This is a genomic window from Tenacibaculum sp. SDUM215027 (assembly GCF_050566205.1).
Classification (GTDB): domain Bacteria; phylum Bacteroidota; class Bacteroidia; order Flavobacteriales; family Flavobacteriaceae; genus Polaribacter.
In genome coordinates this window covers 1-24695 of record NZ_JBNXUE010000002.1, presented here as the reverse complement: position 1 = coordinate 24695, position 24695 = coordinate 1, and the positions used below count along the sequence as shown (strand labels likewise).

Genomic DNA, 24695 nt, shown 5'->3' with positions numbered 1-24695 from the left:
GTCATTGCGAGGAGTGACAACGACGTGGCAATCTTTTTCTCGGTACACAACAAACAGATTGCTTCGTTTCACTCGCAATGACGTTTTTACAAATCAATTTCCTTTAACGCTTTGATGTTATTACGTTCTAAGAATGCATCAATCGTTTCAAAGTGTTCGATAACGCGTTGGTCTTTAAACTCAAATACCTTTTGAGACAAACCTTGTAAGAAATCACGGTCGTGCGATACTAAAATCAACGTTCCGTCGAAGTGTAATAAGGCTTCTTTAATTACTTCTTTTGATTTTAAATCTAAGTGGTTCGTAGGCTCATCTAATATCAATACGTTTACAGGCTCTAACAACAACTTTACCATTGCTAAACGGGTTTTCTCTCCTCCAGAAAGTACTTTTACTTTCTTTTCTAAATCATCTCCCGAGAACATAAAACGTCCTAATATATTTTTGATTTGCGTTCGAACATCACCTTCAGCAACCTCATCTACGGTTTGGAAAATCGTCAATTCAGAATCTAACAACGACGCTTGATTCTGTGCAAAGTATCCCACTTTGGCGTTGTGTCCTAAACCACATTCACCTTCAAAGTCAATTTCTCCCATAATTGCTTTAATCATGGTCGATTTTCCTTCTCCGTTTCTTCCTACAAACGATACTTTTTCGCCACGAGCTATGGAAAAACTTGCGTCTTTAAATACTGTTAAGTCTCCGTATTGTTTTGTCAATCCTTCCACTTTCACAGGGTAATCTCCCGAACGTGGTGACGGTGGAAAACGTAGTTTTAAGGCTGATGTATCTACCTCGTCTATTTCTACAGGAACTAATTTTTCTAACATTCGTTCACGCGAAGCTACTTGATTCGTTTTTGAATAGGTTCCTTTAAAACGCTCGATAAACGCTTTGGTATCGGCAATAAATTTTTGTTGTTCTTGATAGGCTTTTAACTGATGTGCACGACGTTCTTTACGCAACTCTAAATAGTGTGAGTAGTTCGCTTTGTAATCGTGAATGGTTCCCATGGTTACCTCAATGGTTCTGTTGGTAATATTATCGATAAATGCTTTATCGTGCGATATTACTACTACCGCCTTGGCTTTGTTTAATAAGAAGTTTTCTAACCAAATTACCGACTCGATATCTACGTGGTTGGTAGGCTCATCTAACAAAATTAAGTCGGGTTTTTGCAGTAAGATTTTCGCCAACTCTATACGCATACGCCAACCTCCACTAAACTCTGAGGTGGCTCTTTCAAAATCTTCTTGTTTAAACCCTAACCCTTTTAAAGCTTTTTCTACTTCTGCTTCGTAGTTTATTTCTTCTAAGGCATAGTACTTCTCCCCTAAATCCGAAACACGCTCAATGATTTTCATATAGTCGTCCGATTCGTAATCAGTACGGGTTTCTAATTGTTTGTTGAGGTCGTCCATTTCTGCTTTCATGGTAAAAATAGATGCAAATGCTTTGGATGCTTCTTCTTTTACCGTGCAGTTATCTTCCATTAACAAGTGCTGAGGTAAGTAAGCGATTACGGTATCTTTCGGACTACGAACGCCTCCTTTAGTTGGTTTAGAAACTCCTGCTATAATTTTCATCATGGTGGATTTTCCTGCGCCATTTTTACCCATTAAGGCAATTTTATCGTTCTCGTTTATTACAAACGAAACGTCGCTAAACAGGGCGTTACCACTAAACTCAACCGTTAATTGATCTACCGTAATCATACAAAATATTTTAAGCGGCGAAATTAGCAAAAATGGTGTATAAGTTTGTGAAAAACTTTCACTTAGATAGTTTATTGATTTTGTTATATTTGAGACTCTAAAACAAAAAAAGCATGAAAATAAAGACCTTAATCTTCGCCTTACTACTTTCAAACATAATTTTTGGTCAAAATGACACCTCTGAAAACAGCAATAAGTTACTTTCAGAAACAACTACTGAGGTTAATTCTTTATATACCCCTAATTACCCTGAAGGAATTTATACTTCTAAAAAAGATTTTATTAGTAAAAAGCCTAGTTCTTTTAAAACTGTTGTAATGAAGAACTTTAATAAAAAAGTTATGGATAGTATTATTCACGATTGTTATTTTTATTACTCTGATAATAATAAAAAGGTGAGAAATGTCTTTGCAATTTCCTATAAAGGGCATTTATACTTTCAAATAAAAGCTATTTTAAAAAACAGAAACAAAACAGATAGAGCTCAAAGCACCAACTACCACAACATGTTTGTCAGGACTATTATAGGCGGAGAGAATTACTTATATACCGAAGCTGAGTTAGTGAACCAATGGGCTATGGGAACTGCTGTAAATTTTGGGGCTATTGGTGGTGCTATTGCTAGTGACCTTATAAAAGGAAAAGGTATTGTTTGGGATTTTAAAAATAAGGAGTTTAACATTTTTAAATCTTGTAAAGATTACAACAAATTTATTGAGGACAAACTACCAGAAGCTATCCAAGAATGTAAAAAACATCAACCTGACATATTGGAAGTTAGAAAAGCTATAGAAAAAATAAAATAATATTATTGTATACATGTTTTTTAAATTTACTCCTTCTTTAATTTACAGACGGAGAAATTAACAAAAATTGGGTATAAACTTATTAAACGTTTTACTTAGACACTTTATTGATTTTACTATATTTGAAACAAAAATAGCTAAAACTTCACTATATTCCTTACTAATGTTAAGGTAATAGAAACTAAGTTTGGTATATAACTGGTTGACGAAAATTTGATAACAACAAAAATGAGTAATGAACATGAACTGAATGCCCATTTTGAACGAAATGAAAAAATGTGGCGAATTTGGGAAGAAAACGGAATAGATTCTCAGACTGAGTTAGTTGTGAATTTTCACTTCTACTCTACACGTAAAGAAAATACTGAACTTCTATCTAAAGTATTATCAGACGAAAGTATACCTCATAGAATTGAGAAAACCAAAACTCTGATTTTCCTGAAAGGTTGGAATATTGAGGCTGACATAAAAAAGAAGTGGACTTTAGCAGAATTACAAGGTAAAACAGGGAATATGTTTATTCTTGCCAAACAAACAGGAGTCTCTTTAGAAGGGTGTGGGGCATTTATACCTTAATAAACGAGAATAAAACTACCACCAACACGCTATAAAAAACATGAAAATAGAAACTACTATATTAATTCTGTTTTTTTCAATTACAACTGTTAAAGCACAAGTTTTTGGAACTCAAGTTATGATAGAAGAAGAAAATATATCTTTAAGAGCTTGGGAAGAAGAAAATGTCAAAAACTATTCAGGTGTATATTTTTTTGGTGAATCAGAAGCAGAATCGTCTTTACATTTATTTATTTTTAATGATATGGTTTGCGCTCAGTTAGAAAAAGGAAATTGGACAATTAAAAATTCAAAAATAATTGACTGGACTAAATCATATAAAAACTTCACCAATGTAAAAATCAAAGGAAACCAATTTTATTCAGATCAATCTAATGGCGAATTTGTGTTTTTTGAGGTTGCTAATAAGAAATATAAAGGATTAAAATTAGTTAATCCACCTGTACAAACAGGAAATAAAGGAGACTATGAAATAGGAAGCTATTCCAAATTCGATGAAATAGGAAACTATTTTAATACCAAGACCACAATTATAAGCCTTAATTATCTAAACAAAATGGATAAAGAAGAACTTAAAATTATGCGAAATGAAATCTTTGCTAGATATCATTATGAGTTTAAGACAAAAAAATTGTCTGAATATTTCATTAAACAAAAATGGTATTCAGGATATCACCAAAATGTAGATTCTTTTTTGACTGAGATTGAAAAAGAAAATATAAAAAGAATACTAAACATAGAAAAAAATAACTAGGAAGATAAAAAGCTATGTGCAATAATTTTCATAAATAATTATAGTCATCTTATTATAACCTATATTAATACTAATACAAGAATGAAATTTTATTTACAATTAGTACTACTTTTATCTAGTACCCTTTTTGTTTTTAGTTGTAAAAAACGTGCTACGGAAAGCAAGATTGAATTAACAGAATTATCTAAGGATTCAGTTATAAAGAAAAAAGAAACATCTAAACATTTTGAATACAAATATGTTATTGCTCCCTCTGGATTGAATTATAGAGATTTTCCAAATGGAAATATTTTAGGTAAATTTTCTTGGAGAGAAAAAGTTGAATATCTTTTTGATACTGAGCAAACACAAAAAATAATTGATAATTATGAAGAGGTAAAAGGAACTTGGGTTGCAGTAAAACACGAAAAAGATACTGTTTTTATTTTTAGCCATTATGTATCAAATAGCGAACCTTCCTTTTCAAATATAAAATTATATTATGCTGATGCTTATTCTAAATTAAAGCTTAAACCTTCTAATAAATTAGATATACGACAAGCTTTTGTTAATGTTTCTGAGAGCTTTAATATGCCTGAAAATTTTATCCATGAAAAAGATTTACTAAAAGACACTATACATTTTAATAAAAAGCAGCGAATTGAATTCCTTAAAAGAATGAATTATTCTGAAAAGGATACTATTTTTATTTATAACATTGCCTCTGGATTGGTTAAAAAGCACCTCGTTAAAAAAACACCTTTAATTGCTTGTATTAGTTTATACTCACAAATAGAAGAAGAATATAAAGAAGAAAATTATAACCAATGGGATTATCAAATTGGTTTTAATTTAGGTAAATCAAACCATGATGGATTTGCTATAATTGGAAAAGAAAATCCTTTTATTGAGAAAGGATTGAAACCACTTGTTTTTGAAGAAATGAGTTTAGAAATGATTAATAACAACATCAAAAACAAATTAATTTCTAAAAGTTGGATAAATGATACAGTTTACAAAAAGTACACCTCTAAATATGAAAACATACGTTCTTTTGTTAAAATGAAAAATAGGTATAATAACTGGTCTGATTTAATATTCAAAAATTTTGATACAAAAGATTCTTATCATATTTATCAATCAGAAGGGGAGTCTAGCAGTAAGGCACCTCTTGAAATAAAAGAAGAAAAACCACAGTATAATGAAAGTCTTCAATATATAGGACGGTTGTTTAAAAACAAACCACCCGTAACTTTTGGATTTATATGGGAATCTTTTGGATGCCCTCAAATTCACTTTTTAGATAAGGATGAGTTACCTATATTAATTTTATGCGATAATAGACATTAGAAAAATCGAATACGCAACAGTGAACTAACCTAAAAATCCTTTTAGTTTTTCAAACTTTGTTCTAGATACTCTTAACAAACTATAAAAGGCTAGTAATGTTCCCAATACAACATAGAATTTTGTTCGTTCATTTGTTTGTACACCTGCTTACTCATACTACAACTAACAAAATTCTACTTTTAAGTATTGGTTGGTAACTTTTTCTTAAGCTCTTTTAATACTTACACCGAGAGCTTTTATGAAATCTGTTGGGATTTGAGGCTACGGCAAGCACCGTTGTCAACTTTTTTATGAATGCTATTAATTTATCTATTGCCGTAGTATTAGCGACCCATGCCGTGGTGTCTTCGGAGCATACCGTGATATCAGCGACCCATGCCATGGTATCAACGGAGCATGCCGCGGTGTCTTCGGAGCATGCCGTAGTGTCTTCGGAGCATGCCGTGATATCAGCGCCCCATGCCGCGGTGTCTTCGGAGCATGCCGTAATATTAGCGACCCGTGCCGTGGTGTCAACGGAGCATGCCGTGATATTAGCGACCCGTGCCGCGGTGTCAACGGAGCACGCCGTGATATTAGCGACCCACTCAAGCTTTTATAGTAGCTAAAACAACTTTTATTATCTAAATAATTAAGCTTATGGGTTTCCGTAAGAATATATGTTTGTCTTTTTTTAGGTTCGCAAGAATTGTATAATTAAATAACAGTAACTCGTTGATAACTTTATTTTAGGTAAAGCATTGGTTTTTATATATTTGATAACATATAAAAATTGCTAAGCTATATGATATCCCATGTTTTTACCGGGATAAAACAACTAAAGTTTGGTATATAACGAGTTACCACACATTTGAAAAAAAACTAATGGCACTACCAGAACATTCGAAAATAATAAATAAAGTTGCTCGCGGAATTTTCAAAGAATACGGAATTGAACGTAAAGGTCAATCTCGGACTTGGTTAGATGACCAATATTGGTTTACAACAATTATAGAATTTCAACCATTTAAAAACAGACAAGGAACCTGCTTAAATGTTGGAATAAATTTTCATTGGTACGAACAGGAATATTTTTCATTTGATATCGGAAATCGTGAATCGGAATTTATTGATTTTAGAAACGAAAAGCAGTTTCAATCCGAAATAGAATCATTAGTGGAAAAAGCTCTTAAACGGACACTTGAAATGAGGGATAAAATGGCGGACTTAAAAAACGCTGAAAATATTATTATAAAACACGAGTTTGCGAGTGACAATCTTTGGGGAAATTATCATCGAGCAATTATTTGCGGACTGAATAACGAGCCGAAAAAATCAGACGAATATTTTAATCAGATTTTAAATGAAAAATTTGAATATGATTGGCAAAAAGAACTTAAAGAAAAAGTAGAGCAACTTAAATCCGATTTAGAAAATATTACGGAGTTTAAAGAAAAAATTGACAAAACAATAAAGAACACACGAACGAAAAAGAAACTAAAACAAGCAGCGAAAAAAAACGTGTGGTAACAACGTATATAGCTCATAGCTTGGTAGTTGCTTAATCAAAGTTAAGGCATATTTGGAAGTCGCCAAATTTTTAAATTTGACGATTTCCAATAAAAAAGATAAATAGTAAAATTTAAAAATCTGGCTTGTGCTCAACCGAAAAATAAAAGCTATTTTGCACGCTACGAGCCATATACAAGACCGTTAGGTGCAACTAAGGAAAACAATAAGCTTATATTTATAAAATGCAAATTTCAAGAAAAACAATATCAATGATTGGTTTAGGATTAATTATTTTAGGAACATTAATTACGGGATATATTACAATTAGTTACAGAGAGAGCTCTGACAAGTCCAGAAAAAGAATAGAAGATCTCTCTGAGAAAAACAAGGAATTAGGAGTTGAAAATTCTAAACTATTACAAGAGGTAAGGAATTTAAATACTGGTGGTGACGGATTTTTGGATTTAAGAAATTCTTCTGTTACTTTATACCAAGATGGAGTACAAAAGAATGGCTATGTTTTAGATTTATTTATGCCAATTTTCAACAATGGTGATTATACTTTCGACAATGTTAAAATAAAAGCATTTGAATCTAAAGATTTCTTAAATGCTGAACCAGTGTTTCTATGGACAGATTTATCTTCCTCAGGATTAAATATTAAAAGTAGGTTTCCTAAAAGCGATGTGCAGAAAAGCAAAACATACTTAAAAAACTTAGATTTTCAAGCGGACACCGTTAAACCAAAACAATCAATACTTTTAGGACCAATCAGATTTAGACAAGATTTTGAATATTATGGTGTGAATCTATTTATAGAATCGCGAAGACAAGATTGGTTAATACTTGTCAGATTTCAAAGACCAAAAGATAAAAAACAACCGTTCGTAAATCAGATTTATAGAATCCTAAAAATAACTAGCGAAGGTCTTGAAGAAATATATCAAACCGAACTTCATTCTTTTCCAAAATTTGAAAATGGTAAAACCAAATGGTTCAAAAGTGAAATGCCAGAAAGCTGGTTTAAGAAAAAGTAAAGCTGCACCTAACACCGTGTATAATTAATTGCTTTGGTCGTTGCTTATTTGGAAAATTCCTTCGGAATTTTCTCGCGTTCGTTTTTGTTTACTAAATTAGTTGCTGAAACACGCAACTAACCATACACAAACACGTTAGCTGTAATTATCAACGAATCCAAAATAAGCTAATGAAAATTGAATTAAGTAATAGTAATAGTTAATCTGAATTATGAAAAAAAATATTCTTTTTTTAATTATCATAACTACTTTCTTATATTCTTGTCATTCTTATTATGGGAAAAGAATTTACAAAAAGTTAGACAATTTTTCAGATAGAAGTAGTCAATTAAAAATTAATGGATATTATTATTTTCAAGACAGTACTTTTCATAAATATAATTACAAACGAAAAACTTATAACGGAGCTTTTTATCCAAATGATAGTCTGAAAATAGTTTACTATAATTTTATTGTTTTATATAAAAACGGAACTGGGAATGTAAATCTTACGACTCGTTGGGATGGATTACATCATTCAGTATATGATACACCAAATCTTGTGAAAGGAACTAATTCTAAAGATTCAGCTCACGCACAATTCTTAAATAACTATAACCCGAAAAGATATAGACTGTTAAATAACGAGACTAGAAAAAAAACTTTCCCTTCTGCATTGTATAAAATTAAGAATGATTCAATTTACATTAATTATTTTAAACCAATTGCTGATGGAAATTATACTTTATTTGAACTTAAAGGGCCAATACTTAACAATAATACTTTTGAAATAATTAATATGAAAAAATATAAAACAGGTTTATTTAAAAAAGAAGAGAATTACAAAACATCGAAAATATTCAAATTTGAGGAATTGAAATAAAAACTACAGCTAACACCGTGTATAATTCATTGCTAGTTCTAGCCTACTTGGAAATTCCTTCGGAATTTCCTCTGGTTCGTTTTAGTTTACTAATTTAGTTGCTGTAACATGCAACGAAATCATACACAATCACGTTAGCATTAATTTGAATCAACAATGAGACAAACAATTACAATTCTTTTATTTTTCATTATTTCTTTTAGCTTTTCACAGAATGAGTTGAAAACACAAATAGAAATAATAGAAAAGAATATTAAATCAAATAGTATGTCTGATTTTCAGAAACTTGAAATAGACTTGGATAACGATAATGATTTAGATTATATATACCTGTATCAATGTGCTGAACCGAAATGCATAGAAGTTTACTTAAATGTTAATCAAAAATTAGAAAGAGTAATATCAGAGTTTTGTTATAATTACAATTTATATAATGAGAGAAACAAGAATTTAGTAATAAAACAAAATCATTGCTGTGGAGAAAGTCCTTTTACTTCTAATAGAGTTTTTAATTTTAATTTGGATAAAATACTTCTTAAAGAAAATTATGTGATTTTTAATGATAATTACGAACTTTTAGAACCTAATTCATATTTATCATCTACTTATAAAGTAAAAGTTCTTAACAACAATTATAACGTTAGGTTTTCACCAAATATTAGAAAATATGATGAAGATGAATCTATGTTTGCGTGTGAAACAAATACTAATATTATTGGAAAATTAAAAAAAGACTGTTATACAAAGGTTTTAGCAGAAGTTATTAAAGAAGAACGGATTTGGCTGTTTGTTGAAATTGACAGCAATAGTTTAAACAATACGCAATGTAATAATCCAATAAACTATGATTTTAAAAATCAAAAATTGAGAGGCTGGATAAGCAATAATTTTGTAGAAAAAATAAAAAACTAATGCTAACAAAGAACTGAGGTAAAAAACAAGTAAATTTTCCAAAACTTTATATCCGTCTTTACTTTTGATAAATTCATTTGAATAAATCGTTTTACCTTCAACGGATTTTCCACCGATACCAAAATTCCTTTTTCTAATAAAAAATAGGCTAATCGTACATGATAATATCCTGTTGCTTCCATTATACAATGAGTTAAGCTGCTTGTGATTAACAACAGCTCTTTAAAGCCTGATGCATCATTTGTAAATTGACTCCAATTGCCTTGATTATCATACACATCTAAGACTTCTTTACTAACATCGATTCCTAAAAATTGTTTATTTTTACTCATAAGAAAAAAGGATTGGAAAGAAAACACTACCAACAATTCAACAACTTGAAAACGAGATCTTGGTCTCATAGAACTGAACGAATTCGAAGTAGTAAAAGCGTAGGGATTATCAATGTTGACGAAATCTAGGTTTCAACGTATATCATAACCTTACTCTACGCTTTTTTATTTCTGATTTATATTTCTAAATTTAATGAATTGCTAACTTAAGACGTATATAATTTATTGCTAGTTCTAGCCTACTTACGAAAATCCTCTCGGATTTTCTATTCAGTTTTTATTTACTAACTTTAGTGCTTTAAACACGCAACAAACCATATACAAACACGTTGGTAATAATTGCCTGCGGCACGTAGAAACCGTGTTTTAACAAACACTCCTTTTCTACTAATTATTACCAACGCTCTAGGTTAATTGCTCCTCTAACAACTATATTGTGTATCTTTAGCCTTCTTCGTGAACTACACACGAAACTATAAACAACAAAATGTATAACGAATGAGGCACAATTATGGCTACTCATGAGGCTGTGCCTCACACGCCATACACCTAGAGCGTTGCCCACAATTATGCAAAAAGCACTAATCATACTATTTATATTTTTTCAAGTTTTCATCTCTTGCAAAAACCCAGAACCGAATATTACTGAAAGTTTTGAATTTGCTGTTTATGATAATGAACCAATTTTTGTAGATGAATACTTATATCAGTATGAAAATAAAAACGGAATTAAACTACGTGCTAATCAAACAGAATGGTATTTAATAGATTGGAATGGTAATGGAATTTACAACGAAATAGGAATAGATTATTATGGTGTGAAATCACCCTTTAAAAGAAGACCTATATTATCTCTTTTAGAGCAAACGAGTACACTAAATCATAATGAGATAACATATTCAATTGAAAATAAAACAGGTTTTAAAGAACTTAATAAAACTGTCTTTGAACCACAAAACGATATTAGTTATATTTCTGATTTTATTCCTATCGAATTGTCGGACGGAAATACTGTAAATTCGGATATTTTTAAAGATTATGATAAAACGGTCATTTATTATTGGGCAACATGGTGTGCGCCTTGTGTTGAGAAACTTGAACAGGTTGAGTCAAATCGAAAAAAACTTAAGTTACAAAAAGTGAATTTCGTTCCAATATATTATGGTTGTTCTTATGGAGATGTAATTAAACTAAATGAAAAAAAAGGATTGAATTTCAACCCAATTGAAGTTTCAAATCGTAGTGCAATTTCTTATCAATTAGCAGGTCTACCTGAAACTTATGTGTTTGATAGTAATGGTAAGTTGATAGCAGAACATTTTGATGTTGAATAAAAACTGCGTAGAACACCGTGTCCTATGAAAAGCACTAGCCTAGTTCTCCAAAGTTAATATTTATTCTTTAATTATCTCATAATGATGATTCTGTGGTGTTGGAATGTTGATAATTCCGATAGGATTATCAATATTCCAATGCCCTTTAAATAACTTGCTCAGCATCCTATATGTGATCCATTCTTTTATCTGACGGTCACCAGCATCTGTATGATTATAAATTATAATAAACCTGGCCACTTGCTATAAATGTGTGATACCTTATTAATAAGGTTCACCTACGGTGTTTTGTGATACAGGTTTTTCTACTTTTTGTGAGCTTGGTTATTGGTTTATATTATTCTACAACACCTATAACATAAGGTGTTTCTGTTTTTATTACTGCTAGGGTTCTACTTAATAATTTACGAGCTACTTTAACGATAACACTTTTTACGTTCTTACCTACATGCTTACGATAATAAGCCTGCATTATGGGATCGGTGCGTATGGCTTGCCAAGAAGCCTCTATAAAATAGCTACGCATCAAACAGTGTGCTCGCATAGTGATACCTCTGTGTTTTTGGTTATCGCCGCTTTGATGAACTCCTGGAGCTAGACCAACGTAACCTGCCAAATGTTTTATACTGGTGAATCTCCGTAAATCGCCAAGTTCACAGATAATACCACTTGCAACTATTCCCCCAATTCCAGGAATACTGTGCAACAAGTAATAATCCTTTTTATAATGCTTACGACAATAGGCCCTTAACTGATTACTAACTAAACGTAAATCTTCATCTACAAACCGAAAATAACGCATACGACTATCTAAACTTGCTTTAGCTATAGGATACTGAAAAACCATATCATCTAACCAGCCTCGAAAACCATGACTCCAATGGTCATTATCGTATGGTTCTGGTACTTTTATTCCAAAGTAGAGCAACTGCATCTTTATAACACTTTTTATTCGTCTAAAATCCTTGACCAAGTCATTGCGCCTCCTAAAAAGACTTCGCAGTTGCTCCCGATCTACTTCGGGAACATGGATACCATCAAGACGACCATCTTTAAACTCTCTTGCTATCAGTTGAGCATCGATCTTATCAGTCTTAGTAAATCGTTCTTTTCCCTTTCTGTGAATGTCTGAGGGGTTTACCACCAATGAACGCCATCCATAGCTCTCAAAACTGCGATGTGCATAATAACCACAGCATCCTGCTTCGTAAGCGGTGGTAACTTCATACTCCGAAAAATGTTTGTTAACATAACTTTCCAACAACTCTGGTTTTGGGGGCATAGTAAAGGTCTTGCCTGAAAATAAATCCGTAGCACAATGAACTTTCCAACTTCGCTTGTGTATGTCAATTCCTATGTATAATTTAGATGGGGCAGTAATTTGAGTGTTCATATCTTTTATTGTTTTGATGAACTTTAAAGATACTCGACTTACTGCTTTTTCATCGATGCTATAACGAATGAGGCACAATTATGGCTCCTCATGAGGCTGTGCCTCACACGCCATACACCTAGAGCGTTAATGCAAAATCTTGAACAGTAATTCTTTTAAAATATCGGCATGGGTTTGGTTGGCTCCTACTCCTTTACTTTTTACATCGGCATCACGTAATAAGGCAATAATTTGTGATACTTTTCGCATCGGGTAATTACGAGCTGCGTTTACATAGTCTTCCACAAAATAAGGGTTTACTCCTAAGTTTTTAGCAACCGAAGCTTTCGATTTGTCTTTTAATCCGTGGTATTAAAATTCATCTATAGAAAAACAATTACTTACTCTGTTAATAAACTTTTTAAGAGTATTATAAATTAACAAGTAAATAGTTAACTTCATTAATTAGTTAATTTTAATAGGTACTTTAATTCTTTTTGTAGATAGTTTACTTTTTTTATCCTCGTTGTTAAAACTTAAGAACAAACTGTCTTTTACCAATATATTTTCAGCTAAATCCGGTAATTTGTTTTTAAATCCATTAAAAAAGTCGAGTACTATAGAATCACTTTTAAACTCTCTATTTCTATAAGAGTGCAATATTTGGTCGGAATATTTCTTGTTTGTTATTAAATGTTTAGAATAAATAATGTATTTTTTCTTTGTACTAGGTATTATTTTTTTTCTACCGAAGTTCTTTTTCTTTTTTAATTTTCCATTTGCTTCTAACTCATACAAAAATGTATGTGTACCACTGTTTTTATCTGCATAAATATATTTATGAGATATGAACTCACCTGGTATTAGAAAACTTTTATTTTCAACTTCTAAATATATAGGAACACTAAAAGCCCAAATATCTTTCTGCTCTTTATCATACCAAACGATAACTTTATGTTTATTAGACACTTTACTTGTAACAGTAATTTCTTTAGTTGTTGTACATGAAACTAATAGAAGTGTGAGTATAATATTTAAATACTTCATTATATTTTAATATATCCATAATAATTTTTTGTAAAATTCTCCCATGTAATTTGTGTTTTTTTAAGTTTTTATATTTAGTATTTCTATTGATTTAGAAATTTAATTTTCACTCCACTCATCAAATACTTGAGCTACCCAAAAATCCTTTTTGCTATCAAACTTAAAGTAAATTTGTTCACTCCCAAAATCAGTCTCTATTTGTAAAATAGCACTTTTCAAGTCCTTACTTATAATTATACTTTTAAGCTCAAATAGTAAGTTTTTATATTTGATTTTTCCACTTGGGTAATAAGCTACCCCCCTAAAAACAGCTAGAACATCTTTATCCTTTTTTAACCCATAAACAGACGCAGTTGCAAATCGCTTTCTCTTATTTATTATTTTTTTATACTCTTCATTATAATAAAGCAATGTACGCTCAGTATTTCTAGAGCGTGGATAAAGAATGTATTTATTTGATTTTTTCTTGTTTATAGGCTTAAAAAAAACTCTTCCATAATTATCTTTTGTTTTAATTATTGAATCACAAATAGCAACATTTACAGATTGGTCTATAACTAAATATTTCACACTGGACAACAGTCTGTTTTTTCCACTACCTACAGAATCAAGAAATCTTTCGTAGAGGACGTATATTGTTTGGTCTATCTTGTTGAGACTCTTTAATTTTTCTTCTAAAATAGGTATAGAATTATTTCCCCATGTAGTGTAAAACTCCTGTGCTTTTATCATTCTACTTTTACAAGAAGACATAATTAAAATCAAGAACATTATTTTAAACAAAGAGATTTTAGACTTAGAATTATAGAATTTAAAAAGAGTCTTTAGAAATGATATATGCATATTGTACTTTTATTTTAGTTTAGAATATTCTTGTAATTTTTCCCACTGCCATTTATTAAGTATAATATATTTAATAATAAAAAGTAGAAGACCTTACACTAAAACCCACTTTTAATTCTATATTTTTTTAATACTTTTCCAGTAATTCCGTCTATACTAAATCGAAGCGTTCCTTTTTTGTTAACTTCATTCTTATAGTTTTCATTTCCTTTTAATAAACCAATATACCAAATAGGTTTTATCTCTGAAAATTCATTTAAGTTGTTATGAACAACATAAAACTCTGATATTTCATATCTTTCAATTTCTTTTTTTGCTATTTTTTTTACTATTGAAATAGCCTCTGCCCAACAAATATTATAACCTTTTTCATAGTCGATTACTTTAGTAATATTTCCTTGTTCATCATAGTTGGTTTCTTTCCCTAATGTATAAATATTATTATATGTGAAAGCTGAAAAATTTATTTTTCCTTTGTTATTATAGTACAAATATTTATTTATGCTCGTTTGTTTGTTTGTTATCTCATCTTTAGAATACCAATATTCGTTTTTATAATCATCGTCATCAACTGTAACAATACTTCTTTTTTCTTTTTGTAAAAGATTAAGAATTTTTTCATCAATTATTAACTTCTCTTCAGAAATCTTAAAAATAGGTTCATTATAATGACAGGTATCATCGTTTATCAAATACTCTTTAGGAACAGAAGAACAGTTAGCAAATAAAACAAGTGTAAAAAATATTAAAAAGTAACGCATCTTATTTTAAATTTTAGGGTAACTCTGTTTAATAATAGAGCCTTTAATCATAAGAAGTTGTAATTTTTGTAGTCCTTAAAAATTTACCAGTAACTCCATCTATTCTATACACCTTAACATCCTTTAGCTTGTATTCTTCATTTCCATCTAACGTAACTTGCCACTCGGGTTTTACATTAGGAAACTCATTTAAGTTATTGTGTGATAAATTAAACCCAGTTACTTCATATTTTTCAATGTCCTTTTTAGCTATTTTTTTCACTATTGCAATAGCCTCTGCCCAACAAATATTATAACCTTTTTCATAATCGATTACTTTAGTTATATTTCCTTGATTATCGTAGTGGATTTCTTCTTTTATATCTCTTGTACCATTCAGGTAAATAAACCTCACTCTTTTAATAGTGCCATTTTTTCTATACCGAATCCATTTACCTATATTCAGTTGTTTGTTTGTTTGTTTGTTTGTGATTTCCCCATCTGAAAATTTATAATACCTATTTTTAAACTTTCCATCATCTATTAAAATCAAATCATCTTCTTTATTTTGTAATTGTTTTAAAGTCTTTGAATTAAGTATTAATTCCTCTTTAGTTATATTAAAAATTGGGTCATTGTAGTAACATACATCATCGTTTACCAAATATTCTTTAGGAACAGAAAAACAGTTAGCAAATAAAACAAGTATAAAAAATATTAAAAAGTAACGCATCTTATTTTAAATTTTGGGGAGAACTCTGTTTAATAATACAGCCTTTAATCATAAGAAGTTGTAATTTTTATAGTTCTTAAAAATTTACCAGTAACTCCATCTATTCTATACACCTTAACATCCTTTAGCTTGTATTCTTCATTTCCATCTAACGTAACTTGCCACTCAGGTTTTGCTTTAGGAAACTCATTTAAATTATTGTGTGATAAATTAAACCCAGTTACTTCATATTTTTCAATGTCCTTTTTAGCTATTTTTTTTACTATTGCAATAGCCTCTGCCCAACAAATGTTATAGCCTTTTTCGTAGTCGATTATCTTAGAAACTTCACTTTTATCATTATAATCAAAGTCTTTAAATATATTTTTATAACCATTTAAATACTTAAACTCAACCCATTTTATTTTACCTCTATGATCGTATCTTATATATTTAGCTATATTTATTTGTTTATTTGTTTGTTTGTTATGTATTCATCTTTTGAATACCTAAATTCACTTTTAAAAGATTTATTATTAATCATTATGGTATCTTTTTTTAATAAAAAAAGAAATTCTTTGTCAAGAGATAACTCTTCTTTAGAGATCTTAAAAATTGGGTCATTGTAGTAACATACATCATCATTTACCAAATATTCTTTAGGAACAGAAGAACAGTTAGCAAATAAAAAAAGTATAAAAAACATTAAAAAGTAACGCATCTTATTTTAAATTTTGGGGAGAACTCTGTTTAATAATACAGCCTTTAATCATAAGAAGTAGTAATTTTTGTAATTCTCAAAAATTTACCAGTAACTCCATCTATTCTATATACCTTAACGTCTTTTAATTCGTATTCTTCATTTCCATCTAACGTAACTTGCCACTCAGGTTTTGCATTAGGAAACTCATTTAAATTATTATGAGATAAATTAAACCCAGTTATTTCATATTTTTCAATTTCTTTTTTTGCTATTTTTTTTACTATAGCAATAGCCTCTGCCCAACAAATATTATAACCTTTTTCGTAGTCGATTATTTTAGTAATGTTTCCTTGGTTATCGTAGTGAGTTTCTTTATAAACATTTGAATTACCATTTAAATATTGAAATTTGACTCTACTTAAATACCCTTCAGGATTATACCTTAGCCATTTTTCAATTTTTATTTGTTTGTTTGTTTGTTTGTTATATAGCCTTTCTTTTCCCATCTTATATATCTTTTATTTAAAAAAGAATTATTTAAAACAGTTATAGTACCTATAGGATTTTTTTCATTATAATACTTATCTACTTTTATTTTCATTTCTTCTTTAGAAATCTTAAAAACTGGGTCGTTATAGTAACAAGTGTCATCATCTGTCAAATATTCTTTAGGAACAGAAGAACAATTAGCAAATAAAACAAGTGTAAAAAACATAAAAAAATAACGCATCTTATTTTAAGTTTTAGAATAACTCTGTTTAATAATACAGTCTTTAATCATAAGAAGTTGTAATTTTTGTAGTTCTTAAAAATTTACCAGTAACTCCATCGATTCTATATACCTTAACGTCTTTTAACTCGTACTCTTCATTTCCATCTAACGTAACCTGCCACTCAGGTTTTGCTTTAGGAAACTCATTTAAATTATTATGTGATAAATTAAACCCAGTTATTTCATATCTTTCAATTTCTTTTTTTGCTATTTTTTTTACTATTGAAATAGCCTCAGCCCAACAAATATTATAGCCTTTTTCATAGTCGATTACTTTAATAATATTTCCTTGTTCATCATAGTCTGTTTCTTTTCCTAATGTGTAAATATTATTATATGTGAAAGCTGAAAAGTTTATTTTTCCTTTGTTATTATAGTACAAATATTTATTTATGTTCGTTTGTTTGTTTGTTTGTTTGTTTGTTATTTCATCTTCAGAATACCAATATTCGTTTTTATAATCATCGTCATCAACTGTAACAATACTTCTTTTTTCTTTTTGTAAAAGATTAAGAATCTTTTCATCAATTATTAGCTCCTCTTTAGAAATCTTAAAAATTGGATCACTATAATGACAGATATCGTCATTTATCAAATACTCTTTAGGAACAGAAGAACAGTTAGCAAATAAAACAAGTGTAAAAAATATTAAAAAGTAACGCATCTTATTTTAGTTTACAATATTGGTGTAATTTTTCCCATTGCCATTTATTAAGTGTGTATTTAATAATAAAGAGTAAGGAGTCTCACACTAAAACCCACTTTGAATTCTATATTTTTTTAATACTTTTCCAGTAATTCCGTCTATACGAAATCGAAGCGTTCCTTTTTTGTTAACTTCATTCTTGTAGTTTTCATTTCCTTTTAATAAACCAATATACCAAATAGGTTTTACCTCTGGAAATTCATTTAAGTTGTTATGAACAGCATAAAACTCTGTTATTTCATATTTTTCAATTTCTTTTTTTGCTATTTTTTTTACTATTGCTATAGCCTCTGCCCAACAAATATTATAACCTTTTTCATAGTCTATTACTTTAGTAATATTTCCTTGTTTATCATAGTTGGTTTCTTTACCTAATGTATAAATATTATTATATGTGAAAGCTGAAAAATTTATTTTTCCTTTGTTATTATAGTATAAATATTTATTTATGTTTGTTTGTTTGTTTGTTTGTTTGTTTGTTATCTCATCTTTAGAATACCAATATTCGTTTTTATAATCATCGTCATCAACTATAACAATACTTCTTTTTTCTTTTTGCAAAAGATTAAGAATTTTTTCATCAATTATTAACTCTTCTTTAGAAATCTTAAAAATAGGATTATTATAATGACAGGTATCATCGTTTATCAAATACTCTTTAGGAACAGAAGAACAGTTAGCAAATAAAACAAGTGTAAAAAATATTAAAAAGTAACGCATCTTATTTTAGTTTAGAATATTGGTGTAATTTCTCCCACTGCCACTTATAGGTATGTCTTTTGTTGTTTTCATAATCCATATAATTGTCAGTTTTATTGTCTTTAAATTGGTGTTTAGCCCTTTTAGTCTTATCAACCTTACCTTCATTAAAGGTATGCCTTAGACCTAAAGCATGCATTACTTCGTGTATAATATTCTCTGTAGCTATTTTTCCATCAGGGTCTAACACCAAATAGGCTATTCCATCACCTGTGGGTGATATTCCTCCCGATGTTTTATATTTACCATCAGGTTTAATATCTTTTTCGTTAATACACTTTTGATTGATAAAATACACTGTTATTTTATTTACATCTCGATTACTATGTGTTTCACCAATGTAATGTAAAACAACGTGTTTTCTACTTCTTTCAATATAGTTTCCAACTTCTACGACAGGATGTGTTTTCAAGAAACCTCGTGTTTTTAGCTTTTGCGAATATTCAGTAAAATCTACTATCTTAGGGCTATTATTTGTAATAGTAACATCAATCAAAGCGGGGTTTAATCCTTTTTTTAGAGAAGCCTCTAAGTCTTCTTTTTTGATTTTTCTTTCCAAGTTACGTTTATCTTTCCCATTCCCTTGAATCTCCACAAAGCACCATTCTAAGTCTATCGCTTTAGGTTTTGGGTAGTATATATTAAGAGCTCCAACGGTTAATTTATTATCTGCTTTTATAAGGATTTGTGCAGGGATTGCATTGTTGTTTTTACATGTAATTTTTACCTCTTTTACGCCTTTTAAGTTTTTAGGTTCAAAACTAAAGTCTGGATGTTCTTCAAAAGCTATGCTCTCATATTGTTTAGCCTTCTTTTTAGTATCCCAATCTAGTTTTAATTCTACTGTTTGGTTTTTTCTTATACTTATCCAATTTGGTATATACTCTTCATCTAAAATTTTTTCTGAAAGAGGTTTGTATTCTTTCTTTAATTTTTCATAACCCGATATTACTATAGTTTCTTTAGGAATGCTATCAAAACCAAAAACTCCGTCTTTTATATCACGGCTTCTAGCAGCCTCTACTATTATTTTAAAAGGCTTTTTTTCTGACTTATTAGCTTCTTTCGCTTTATAAGGAGTATCTTTTATAGGCGGTATAAAACTTTCTTGCCAGTGTTTTATATAGCGAGTAGGACTTTTTCTTCTCCAATCTGTACTATTATTAAAAAAACGATAGTCTTGCATAGCAGGAGATATAGTAAGGGTAACTTGCATACCTTCTTGGTTGCAAAATTTTTCATGATAATTTATAAGGGTACCATCTTGAAAGTTATATTCAAAAAGTTCTAATCCGTCAAAATCATCTTCGTAAAAAACGATTTTACCATCCCTTAATTGATATAAGTCAAAAGGATATGCTATTTTTTGGTTTTCAGTTCTATCTGCTTTAATCCACTCTGCAAAAGAGTCATCATACATTTGTGATTCGAAAGTTACTGAGATAATTCCTCCCATTAAGGCAGAAGTAGGTTTACCGTTCCAATCAGTAAGTCTGTTGTAATTTAAGTTAGTAGTAAGCAATTCTCGTTCCTCACCACATACAAAAAGCTTTGCTTTTATGTTCATAGATTTTTTTTAGGGGTGGTACAATTTTTTGAGTTAAAGATATAAAATATCTTCAAAATTATACAATTAGTGTATTGATTTTTAAGCTTTTTACCGTAAAACACTGTCTTTTAAGAACAACCAACTTTGTTTGTACGTAACTTGTACTTATACATACAATTTTATGTACTTAAAAAGCCACAAAGTAGTACGTCTTTTTTTGCCCTTTTATTAGAGCAGTTGTCTATTTGATACGTTTACTTATGAAAAGAGAGAGTAGCTAACTTAATTTGATTGCCTCTTTATTAGAATTTTGTTTGTAAAATATCGTTTTACGACATTTTTACTCGTAGTTTTTTACTTCTTTAATGATAAGATTTGTACACAACACTGTTAATGCAAAATCTTAAATAGTAACTCTTTTAAAATATCGGCATGAGTTTGGTTGGTAACACCAAGCCCACTTTTCCGCAGACATTAATTAATCTATCATAATTATACAAATAATTTTGAGTAAAGAGTTAGTGGAACTATGGATAAGCTTGTTAAAAGTTCTACTTAAACACTTTATTTATTTTACTATATTTGGGATTAAAATTGCTAAAACTTCATTATATCACATTCTAACATCAGAATAAGAGAATTAAAATCGGTGTATAACGAGTTAGCTGTCATTAAAAATGTATAGAGCAAATACAATATTAACAAATATTTAAAGTAACTCTTTGGTAAGAAAAAAGTATGGTACTTTAATCTTCAATTATAATAAAATGCTAAAATCAAAGTTAGAAAATATCACTTTTGGAAAAGGTGAATGGAACGTAAAATCTAACGGTATATTAGAAAAAGTCAGTTCGGTTGGAGAAGGTAAAATCCAATATTTAAATTTTAAATTTGGCCAATACTCTGGAAAAACCGTTGTTTTATTGGGTAATTTTAATAATGATTTAGTTGCTGTTGATGTAATACAAACAGATTTAATTTGTAGAAAAAATATGTATTATCAAACAGATGATATATTAAATTACTATCTAAAATTAAGTTCAAAAGATTTGAATGGAGTTATTTTAACAAATCCACTAACAAACCAAACAACTGTGTATGCAGAAAAAGGAATAGAAAAGAATAATATTTTTTTCGATTTAATAATTCTTGGGCAAGCTACTAAAACAATATTCAGGATTTTTCAAAAAGTTCCAAAATCACGCATAGTTGGAGGAGCCTCTAAAAATTCTTCTTATTTTACCAATAAAGCAATAGAAATGGGCTACTCTTTATCTAAAACTGTCCCAAGACATTCAGCTGGTTTTTGGGTTCAAGTTCATAATAATGTACCTAGGCTATTTAATGGTTTAAAGTGGAGAGTTTTAATGAATACAAGTCAAGCAACTACAATTGGGCGCCAAATGTTAAACAGCGCTTACAAAAAAGCTGTTATCCAAATATCAATAGGAGGAACTTCTTTATACAATGATTTTAAATGAAAATGAAGATTACAAATTTTATAAAAGAAAAAACAGGCTACCTTATTACAAACTTCAATTTAAATTTTGATGTAGAGGTAGGAATTGATGGATTAGATGCTGAACATTTTTTTAAAGAATTTGCTTGTGAGTTTAATATTGATATGTCCTCTTTCGATTTCGACCGATATTTTAGTGATGAAACATTTAGTTTTAAAAAAACAATACAGAAAAACTATAAGTATTTCAGAGTTAAACGACAGTTTTCTTTTAATCATCTTTTAGATGTGATAGAATCTAAAAAATGGTTTGATCCTAATTGATAAACATCATTAATGCAAAATCTTAAATAGTAATTCTTTTAAAATATCGGCATGGGTTTGGTTGGCTCCTACTCCTTTACTTTTTACATCAGCATCGCGTAATAAGGCAATAATTTGAGATACTTTTCGCATCGGGTAGTTACGAGCTGCGTTTACGTAGTCGTCCACAAAATATGGGTTTACCCCTAAGTTTTTAGCAACCGAAGCTTTCGATTTGTCTTTTAATCCGTGGTACATTAATAACTGTGTAAAAAAACTATTTAGTAAGGAAATGGTCATTACCAACGGATTGTTTTTTGGGTTTTGCGCAAAATAATTGATAATCCTGTTCGCTTTCACCACATCTCGCTGTCCTACTGCTTTACGCAACTCAAAATTGTTAAAATCCTTAGAAATCCCTATGTTTTCTTCAATATGCTTATCGGTAATAATGGTTTCCGCAGGCAATACTGAAGTCAGTTTATCTAATTCGTTGCTAATCTTGCTGAGGTCGGTTCCTAAAAACTCTACCAACATTTGGGAAGCTTTCGGTTCGATATTAAACTTTTTTCCGCCCAACACCTGACGAATCCAATCGGCTACTTGATTATCATATAGTTTTTTACTTTCGTAAATGAGTCCGCTTTTGGCAATCGCTTTATAAGCCTTTTTACGTTTATCGAGCTTTTTGTATTTGTAATTAAACACCAATACGGTACTCGGTTGTGGATTGGCAGCATACGACTCTATTTTATCAATCGAACGGCTTAAATCTTGTGCTTCTTTAACAATAATCACCTGCTTTTCTGCCATCATCGGAAAACGTTTTGCCGACGACACAATTTCCTCTATCGACACATCACGACCATACATGACTACTTGATTGAATCCTTTTTCAGATTCATCTAACACATTATCTTCAATATAATCTGAGATTTTATCGATGTAATACGGTTCTTCCCCCATTAAAAAATAAATGGGTTTGATGTTCCCTCCTTTTATATCGGATATGATAGATTTAATTTCGTTCATGTGTCTTTCTTCTGCCTTCTTTTGGTGTTGTTATTTTAAATGTTGTAGCGAGGAGTGTGGCTTCTTTTCTTCGAGAAAAAGATTGCTTTACTATCGTTCGCAATGACGGTAACTGAAACGTCATAGCGAGGAGTGAAAACGACGTGGCTACCTCTTTCTCGACAAACAGATTGCTTCGTTACCACTCGCAATGACGGTTTCTCCTTCGTCGTTCGGAATGACAATTACTATAATATCACTCCGAAGGAGGTTACGACTGAGAAATCTCATTCAACGAAGTAACCCCTGTGTTTAAGATCTCTCACATTCCGCACTGCTTCAGTTCGAGATGACAATAATGTTTTGTCACAGTAAACAACGAAGAAACAACTTATAATTTTCTTACTTTTGGGTTATGCAAAAGCTCAACCTTCCTAGCTATACATTCAAGCTCAAAAGTAACGAAAATAAGACGCTTATTTTTGATAATTTGAGAAAAAAATATATGGTCTTAACTCCCGAGGAATGGGTACGTCAGCATTTTGTGCAATGGTTGATTCAAGAAAGAAACTATCCTGTTTCATTGATCGCTATTGAAAAACAATTGGTTATCAACAACCTAAAAAAGCGTACCGATATTGTGGTTTTTGCCTCGGACGGACATCCGAATATTATTGTGGAATGCAAAGCTCCGCATATAAAAATTACCCAAGATACATTTGATCAGATTGCAAGGTATAACTTAAAGCTCGATGCCGATTACCTCATCGTAACCAACGGACTGCAACACTTTTTTTGTATGCTCGATAAAGAAAAAGAAACCTATGTGTTTTTAAGAGATATCCCTCAATACCAATAAGTTTTATGAAAGCAGATTTTACCACTGAATTCATAAGCATTATTGAAAACGACGCTTGGATGCTACATATTCTTGAAACCGTTCGTGGCCTACACCTTCCCGACTGTTGGATTGGTGCTGGTTTTGTGAGAAACAAAATTTGGGATTACAAACACAATAGTAGAAGAACTTCTTTAAACGACATTGATGTTATTTATTTTGATGAAAACAACTTAACTAAAGAACGTGAATTAGCGCTTGAAGAACAACTCAAAGCTATTAACCCCTCTGTAAACTGGTCGGTTAAAAATCAAGCAAGGATGCATCTTCGAAATGGTCATTCACCTTATAAAAGTTGTTACGAAGCTATTTCTTACTGGCCCGAAACAGCAACTGCGATTGCTGTTCAGTTAAACACAAACAATCAAATAGAATTTATTGCTCCACATGGCTTAGACGATTTATTTAACCTCGTGGTAAAACCTACTCCTAATTTTGATTTAACAACGTATTGTAATAGGGTTACAAACAAAGGATGGAAAGATACTTGGAGGAAGTTGGTTATTGAAAGATAAAGCGTTACTCTCCTCGTGAGATTTAGCTTCGCTGAACCTTACGGTTTCTCGCTACCACTCAAAATGACAAGAATAAGATGTCATTTCTGTAAAGGTTAACTAATTCGTTGACATTTTTGGTTAAAAATATTAGGAGCCACACCATTTAAACTTTG

Annotated in this window: 28 protein-coding genes and 1 pseudogene; 13 read left to right on the top strand and 16 right to left on the bottom strand. The window is 30.3% G+C overall.

The genetic code is table 11. The annotated features are described in order from the left end of the window. Positions 1 to 86 precede the first annotated feature (86 nt). Positions 87 to 1718, bottom strand: a complete 1632-nt coding sequence (locus ACQYZ7_RS06195; RefSeq protein ID WP_430728906.1) for an ABC-F family ATP-binding cassette domain-containing protein — start codon at positions 1716 to 1718, stop codon at positions 87 to 89. A 113-nt stretch (positions 1719 to 1831) separates the two neighbouring features. On the opposite strand from ACQYZ7_RS06195, the gene ACQYZ7_RS06190 reads away from it, so the two are divergent. The 8 genes from ACQYZ7_RS06190 to ACQYZ7_RS06155 all read left to right on the top strand — a co-directional run bounded on the left by ACQYZ7_RS06190 (position 1832) and on the right by ACQYZ7_RS06155 (position 9485). Next, positions 1832 to 2524, top strand: coding sequence for a hypothetical protein (locus tag ACQYZ7_RS06190; protein ID WP_430728905.1), 693 nt, complete (start codon positions 1832 to 1834; stop codon positions 2522 to 2524). Positions 2525 to 2752: 228 nt separating this feature from the next. Then, complete coding sequence (locus tag ACQYZ7_RS06185; protein WP_430728904.1) at positions 2753 to 3100, top strand: ribonuclease E inhibitor RraB; 348 nt, start codon at positions 2753 to 2755, stop codon at positions 3098 to 3100. A 40-nt stretch (positions 3101 to 3140) separates the two neighbouring features. Next, the gene (locus ACQYZ7_RS06180) at positions 3141 to 3854 is read left to right on the top strand and encodes a YARHG domain-containing protein (RefSeq protein ID WP_430728903.1); all 714 of its coding nucleotides are present in this window, start codon (positions 3141 to 3143) and stop codon (positions 3852 to 3854) included. A gap of 81 nt (positions 3855 to 3935) precedes the next feature. Further along, the gene (locus tag ACQYZ7_RS06175; protein ID WP_430728902.1) at positions 3936 to 5183 is read left to right on the top strand and encodes a hypothetical protein; all 1248 of its coding nucleotides are present in this window, start codon (positions 3936 to 3938) and stop codon (positions 5181 to 5183) included. Between the two features lie 864 nt (positions 5184 to 6047). After that, complete coding sequence (locus ACQYZ7_RS06170) at positions 6048 to 6692, top strand: hypothetical protein (protein WP_430728901.1); 645 nt, start codon at positions 6048 to 6050, stop codon at positions 6690 to 6692. Positions 6693 to 6916: 224 nt separating this feature from the next. Then, positions 6917 to 7711 carry a bZIP transcription factor gene (locus ACQYZ7_RS06165; RefSeq protein ID WP_430728900.1) on the top strand — a complete coding sequence of 265 codons (795 nt, stop codon included), beginning with the start codon at positions 6917 to 6919 and terminating at the stop codon, positions 7709 to 7711. A 211-nt stretch (positions 7712 to 7922) separates the two neighbouring features. After that, a complete protein-coding gene (locus ACQYZ7_RS06160; RefSeq protein WP_430728899.1) occupies positions 7923 to 8573 on the top strand; it encodes a hypothetical protein in 651 nt (216 codons plus the stop codon). 156 nt (positions 8574 to 8729) lie between these two features. Next, complete coding sequence (locus ACQYZ7_RS06155) at positions 8730 to 9485, top strand: hypothetical protein (RefSeq protein WP_430728898.1); 756 nt, start codon at positions 8730 to 8732, stop codon at positions 9483 to 9485. 2 nt (positions 9486 to 9487) lie between these two features. Here the strand turns inward: ACQYZ7_RS06155 and ACQYZ7_RS06150 are convergent, their stop codons facing one another. Next, positions 9488 to 9817 (bottom strand): IS110 family transposase, encoded by a 330-nt coding sequence (locus tag ACQYZ7_RS06150; RefSeq protein ID WP_430728897.1) that lies wholly within the window; start codon positions 9815 to 9817, stop codon positions 9488 to 9490. Positions 9818 to 10386: 569 nt separating this feature from the next. Here ACQYZ7_RS06150 and ACQYZ7_RS06145 point away from each other — a divergent pair. After that, the gene (locus ACQYZ7_RS06145; protein ID WP_430728896.1) at positions 10387 to 11151 is read left to right on the top strand and encodes a TlpA family protein disulfide reductase; all 765 of its coding nucleotides are present in this window, start codon (positions 10387 to 10389) and stop codon (positions 11149 to 11151) included. Between the two features lie 60 nt (positions 11152 to 11211). On the opposite strand, the gene ACQYZ7_RS06140 is transcribed toward ACQYZ7_RS06145, so the two are convergent. The 13 genes and pseudogenes from ACQYZ7_RS06140 to tssD all read right to left on the bottom strand — a co-directional run bounded on the left by ACQYZ7_RS06140 (position 11212) and on the right by tssD (position 20372). Further along, on the bottom strand, positions 11212 to 11391 hold the full coding sequence (locus ACQYZ7_RS06140; protein ID WP_430728895.1) for a hypothetical protein: 180 nt from the start codon (positions 11389 to 11391) through the stop codon (positions 11212 to 11214). 97 nt (positions 11392 to 11488) lie between these two features. Further along, positions 11489 to 12544, bottom strand: coding sequence for an IS110 family transposase (locus ACQYZ7_RS06135; RefSeq protein ID WP_430728894.1), 1056 nt, complete (start codon positions 12542 to 12544; stop codon positions 11489 to 11491). Between the two features lie 126 nt (positions 12545 to 12670). Beyond that, positions 12671 to 12895, bottom strand: a pseudogene (locus ACQYZ7_RS06130) (DNA polymerase III subunit delta); the annotation flags it as partial. A 93-nt stretch (positions 12896 to 12988) separates the two neighbouring features. After that, positions 12989 to 13570 (bottom strand): hypothetical protein, encoded by a 582-nt coding sequence (locus ACQYZ7_RS06125; protein ID WP_430728893.1) that lies wholly within the window; start codon positions 13568 to 13570, stop codon positions 12989 to 12991. Between the two features lie 99 nt (positions 13571 to 13669). After that, the gene (locus ACQYZ7_RS06120; RefSeq protein ID WP_430728892.1) at positions 13670 to 14341 is read right to left on the bottom strand and encodes a hypothetical protein; all 672 of its coding nucleotides are present in this window, start codon (positions 14339 to 14341) and stop codon (positions 13670 to 13672) included. A gap of 170 nt (positions 14342 to 14511) precedes the next feature. Beyond that, entirely contained in the window at positions 14512 to 15174 is a 663-nt protein-coding gene (locus ACQYZ7_RS06115) for a hypothetical protein (RefSeq protein ID WP_430728891.1), read from the bottom strand. Between the two features lie 43 nt (positions 15175 to 15217). Then, entirely contained in the window at positions 15218 to 15886 is a 669-nt protein-coding gene (locus tag ACQYZ7_RS06110; protein WP_430728890.1) for a hypothetical protein, read from the bottom strand. Positions 15887 to 16328: 442 nt separating this feature from the next. Then, positions 16329 to 16586: a hypothetical protein gene (locus tag ACQYZ7_RS06105; protein ID WP_430728889.1), complete on the bottom strand. Its 258-nt coding sequence runs from the start codon at positions 16584 to 16586 to the stop codon at positions 16329 to 16331. 44 nt (positions 16587 to 16630) lie between these two features. Beyond that, entirely contained in the window at positions 16631 to 17074 is a 444-nt protein-coding gene (locus ACQYZ7_RS06100; RefSeq protein ID WP_430728888.1) for a hypothetical protein, read from the bottom strand. Then, the gene (locus ACQYZ7_RS06095; RefSeq protein WP_430728887.1) at positions 17029 to 17298 is read right to left on the bottom strand and encodes a hypothetical protein; all 270 of its coding nucleotides are present in this window, start codon (positions 17296 to 17298) and stop codon (positions 17029 to 17031) included. The genes ACQYZ7_RS06100 and ACQYZ7_RS06095 overlap by 46 nt, the downstream gene beginning before the upstream one ends. 43 nt (positions 17299 to 17341) lie before the next feature. Further along, on the bottom strand, positions 17342 to 18004 hold the full coding sequence (locus ACQYZ7_RS06090; protein WP_430728886.1) for a hypothetical protein: 663 nt from the start codon (positions 18002 to 18004) through the stop codon (positions 17342 to 17344). 87 nt (positions 18005 to 18091) lie between these two features. Then, positions 18092 to 18766: a hypothetical protein gene (locus ACQYZ7_RS06085; protein ID WP_430728885.1), complete on the bottom strand. Its 675-nt coding sequence runs from the start codon at positions 18764 to 18766 to the stop codon at positions 18092 to 18094. Position 18767: 1 nt separating this feature from the next. Beyond that, on the bottom strand, positions 18768 to 20372 hold the full coding sequence (tssD, locus tag ACQYZ7_RS06080; protein WP_430728884.1) for a type VI secretion system tube protein TssD: 1605 nt from the start codon (positions 20370 to 20372) through the stop codon (positions 18768 to 18770). 749 nt (positions 20373 to 21121) lie between these two features. Here tssD and ACQYZ7_RS06075 point away from each other — a divergent pair. Beyond that, positions 21122 to 21835, top strand: a complete 714-nt coding sequence (locus tag ACQYZ7_RS06075) for a hypothetical protein (protein ID WP_430728883.1) — start codon at positions 21122 to 21124, stop codon at positions 21833 to 21835. Positions 21836 to 21837: 2 nt separating this feature from the next. Further along, positions 21838 to 22137: a DUF1493 family protein gene (locus tag ACQYZ7_RS06070; RefSeq protein WP_430728882.1), complete on the top strand. Its 300-nt coding sequence runs from the start codon at positions 21838 to 21840 to the stop codon at positions 22135 to 22137. Between the two features lie 9 nt (positions 22138 to 22146). Here the strand turns inward: ACQYZ7_RS06070 and holA are convergent, their stop codons facing one another. Then, positions 22147 to 23148: a DNA polymerase III subunit delta gene (gene holA, locus ACQYZ7_RS06065; protein WP_430728881.1), complete on the bottom strand. Its 1002-nt coding sequence runs from the start codon at positions 23146 to 23148 to the stop codon at positions 22147 to 22149. A gap of 394 nt (positions 23149 to 23542) precedes the next feature. On the opposite strand from holA, the gene ACQYZ7_RS06060 reads away from it, so the two are divergent. Further along, positions 23543 to 23986: a type I restriction enzyme HsdR N-terminal domain-containing protein gene (locus ACQYZ7_RS06060; protein WP_125344441.1), complete on the top strand. Its 444-nt coding sequence runs from the start codon at positions 23543 to 23545 to the stop codon at positions 23984 to 23986. Positions 23987 to 23991: 5 nt separating this feature from the next. After that, positions 23992 to 24540: a nucleotidyltransferase family protein gene (locus ACQYZ7_RS06055; RefSeq protein ID WP_430728880.1), complete on the top strand. Its 549-nt coding sequence runs from the start codon at positions 23992 to 23994 to the stop codon at positions 24538 to 24540. Positions 24541 to 24695 lie beyond the last annotated feature (155 nt).